2 protein-coding genes are annotated in these 1,624 nt (G+C 65.8%); both read right to left on the bottom strand.

Translation table 11 applies throughout. The features are described from left to right. Positions 1–268, bottom strand: a 268-nt coding sequence (locus ABD127_RS18800; RefSeq protein WP_344204389.1) for an alpha/beta fold hydrolase, incomplete at its 3' end; no start/stop codon positions are given. A 457-nt stretch (positions 269–725) separates the two neighbouring features. Further along, positions 726–1,624 (bottom strand): acyl-CoA dehydrogenase family protein (locus tag ABD127_RS18795; RefSeq protein WP_344204385.1); only part of this gene is annotated, 899 nt, incomplete at its 5' end.

Here is a 1,624-nt window from a genome sequence, read left to right as displayed (position 1 = left end):
TGATGAAACTACTCAGGACCGTGAGACTTCTGACGCGATCCGGGTGCGAGAACGCGTAGTCCGTCGCGAAGAACCCACCGTAGGCCGCGGAGACCAAGTGGGACCGGTCCAGATTGAGATGATCCAGCAACAGGCCCAGATCGGCCGAGCCCACCGCTTGTTCGATGCCATCATTAGGGGATGAGCCGAGGTGTCCACGACGCGAGTAGCTCACCACCCGATAGCCCGCTCCAACCAGTGCCGGCTGCTGGTAGGGCCAGCTCTCCATGCTGCCCGTGGCGGGGTGGCACATCACCACTGCCTGGCCCGAGCCGCCGGTGTCCCAGAAGCTGAGGTGGCCTCCAGGAACTGAGAGACGACCCCACGTGACGGGAGCTTGAGCAGGAACCGCGTAGAACTCGCTGGGCCCGGGAGGCGGGGGCCGCCGCAGGGCATCGCTCGCCGCTGCCGACGCGGCCCCGGCCAGTCCGCCCACGGCTTGAACCGCGCCGAGCAACACCCCCGATTGCAGGAGTGCACGCCTCCCCAGTCCGGGACGATCTGGGAAATCGCTGCTACTGACCATGTGAGACACCCATCGTCTGCTCGAGGGAGGCGCTAACTCCGATGTCGCCCCGACATCGTGAGGTGCATGCGGATGCGCGATGCGACAGTCGGCCCTGCACACACACGCGCGCGTCAGAGGCGGATTAGATCCAGCAGCGCGCGCGGTGGTCGAGAGGCGATCATCCCGAGATCTCTCGGCCGAAGATGTGACGAGCAATGACCCACTGCTGGATCTCGTTGCTGCCCTCGTAGATCTCGCCGATCTTGGAGTCGCGATAGATCGCCTCCACCGGCCCCTCGAGCCCATCAGCTCCTCGCTCGACGGTGAAGCCGAGACCTCCGAACGCCTGGACCGCGTCACGAGCCATCTCCACTGCCGCCTCACTACCCAGAAGCTTCGCCATCGCGGCCTCCGGCTCCGGGAAGCGGACGCCGCCGTCGAGTCGAACAGCAGCTTTCAGATAGAGGCTGCGGGCGCATTCGATCTGCGCGGCTCGCCTGGCCATGACGAACTGCCAGTGCTGCTTGGAGGCCAGCAACCCGCCGAAGGCTGAGCGCGACGCGAGATGAGCTGCCGTGCGGTCGAACGCGGCTTGGGCCATGCCGACCCCAGCAGCGGCGATGCCAATGCGTCCGTAGGTGAGTGTCTGGAGCGCCACCGTCAGTCCACGGCCGACCTTCCCCAACACGTGAGAGTCATCGAGGCGGACGTCGTCGAGGATCACATCTGCCGTGATCTGAGCACGGTTACCGAGCTTGCGGTCCGCGACGCCGATGCGCAGTCCCGGCGAATCTCCGGGCACCAGGAAGGTGGTCAACGAATCGCCGGTCCGCGCGAGAACGACGATGATCCCGGCCGCAACAGAATTCGTGATCCACCGCTTGCGACCATTGAGCACCCACACGTCACCGTCCCGCGTAGCGTCGGTGGCAACCGCGGACGGCGTCAGGTCACTGGATGCTCCAGGCTCGCTGGTTGCGAAGGCGCCCACGATCTCGCCTTCCACCAGCGGCCGCAACCAGCGAGCTCGCTGCTGATCAGTTCCCTGATCCAAGGCGTGGCCAGCCAGGATGCAGT

Origin of the sequence: Aeromicrobium alkaliterrae (assembly GCF_039529015.1) — a bacterium.
GTDB lineage: Bacteria > Actinomycetota > Actinomycetes > Propionibacteriales > Nocardioidaceae > Aeromicrobium > Aeromicrobium alkaliterrae.
Note: the sequence above shows the minus strand (reverse complement) of the source record. Positions and strands in the feature narration are given on the sequence as shown.